Source organism: Acinetobacter sp. YH16042 (assembly GCF_013417245.1).
GTDB classification, from domain to species: domain Bacteria; phylum Pseudomonadota; class Gammaproteobacteria; order Pseudomonadales; family Moraxellaceae; genus Acinetobacter; species Acinetobacter amyesii.
In genome coordinates, this window is sequence record NZ_VPEJ01000121.1 from 1 (window position 1) to 1,355 (window position 1,355).

The following is a 1,355-nucleotide window of genomic DNA, read 5'->3' on the forward strand; positions in this document are numbered from 1 at the left end:
ATTATAATCCTCCTCAGGTAAGATATGAGGTGGGGACACAGCTATCCTTAAGTTTTTATGAGATTAATAAAGAATTCGTATTAATGATAGCATTAATTTTTTCTTCTAAAACCTTCTCATAAGAAGCTAATTCTGGATACTGTTTAGATGCTTTGATATTAAATCTTAGCCGGCTATTTCGTTCCTGAATTTCAGCAACAACTTTTACGTCTTCCCAATCTTTCTTTTGATTGATGACGTTTTTAAAAATTAAAATGTAATGATTATTTCTTTCTCTACGAGAAAGTTTACGTAATTCAAAATCTTCTTTAATTTCAGGCATAGTAAATCTCTGAACTAAGTCAGTACTATTTTTAAGCGTTTGAACAGTTCTAGTGAACATTTCGAGCCCTAAATACCTAAGAAAATTAAATTAAGTTAACTTTTATTATTAGAGGTTATAAGACAAGTATGTCACTATCAACTACGACAATTTTGGCGTACTATATATATATTAATTTATATATATATATGAATAGGTTTATAAAAAATTTATGTTAAATTTTGAATTAAAAGAGAAATGGGGGGAGACTTCTCTAATACTAGGTTTTACTCCTGTTCCAACTACTTTAATTTATGCTCAAAAAGAATTAGGTCTCTCTTCTATAGAAATTAATGTTTTACTTAACTTGTTAACACATTGGTGGAAAAAAGAAGAATTCCCATATCCCTCACAAGCAGGAATTGCTCACCGAATAGGTGTATCTACTAGAACTGTACAACGAACTCTAGCAGGGCTTGAAACAAAGGGATTTATAATTAGGAATAAAACTTCTAGAGACAGCAATAAATATAAAGGCCGAAGTATCTATGATCTATCTCCACTAGTGAAAATCCTGGAAGAAAAATCACCCGAATTAGATATAGTAAAAAAACAGAAAAAAAATAAGAAAGCGTAGGACATCGCCCACGCTCTCAATAATTAATCTCATATTAATTTGAGACCTTTTATTCTCCTGAGATTATCGATTCTTATTTGATTGAGAAACAAGAGAAGCCGCAATCTCTTTAGTTTCTTGACTATATTTATTGCTCTTTAATACAGCAGAAGCAGTAGTTTCCATTTCTTTCCCTGTCTGTTTATTTGTTTTGGTTTGAGCTAATGCAGAAGCTGATAACTTTTTTGCTATAGCTGAAGATGAAGGATCTCGCAAAATCTCTGATGCCTTAGAAGCGACTTTGCTGGAAGTTTTTTTAGCATTATTAGCCATATTTTTTATCTCATTCTGATTAATATCAATACAATTTATACTACATATAGTGTAAAATCAACAACAAATATACTATATATAGTGTTTTATAAAATTATCACTTTT

Annotated in this window: 3 protein-coding genes; 1 reads left to right on the plus strand and 2 read right to left on the minus strand. The window is 30.2% G+C overall.

Annotation, left to right across the window (positions count from 1 at the left end; genetic code table 11):
- Nucleotides 1–55: 55 nt before the first annotated feature.
- Nucleotides 56–382, minus strand: coding sequence for a hypothetical protein (locus tag FTV37_RS17445; protein WP_057979926.1), 327 nt, complete (start codon nt 380–382; stop codon nt 56–58).
- Nucleotides 383–533: 151 nt separating this feature from the next.
- Here FTV37_RS17445 and FTV37_RS17450 point away from each other — a divergent pair, with 151 nt between their 5' ends.
- Nucleotides 534–938, plus strand: a complete 405-nt coding sequence (locus FTV37_RS17450) for a helix-turn-helix domain-containing protein (RefSeq protein WP_057979925.1) — start codon at nt 534–536, stop codon at nt 936–938.
- A 63-nt stretch (nt 939–1,001) separates the two neighbouring features.
- Here the strand turns inward: FTV37_RS17450 and FTV37_RS17455 are convergent, their stop codons facing one another.
- A complete protein-coding gene (locus FTV37_RS17455) occupies nt 1,002–1,250 on the minus strand; it encodes a hypothetical protein (protein WP_034705816.1) in 249 nt (82 codons plus the stop codon).
- Nucleotides 1,251–1,355 lie beyond the last annotated feature (105 nt).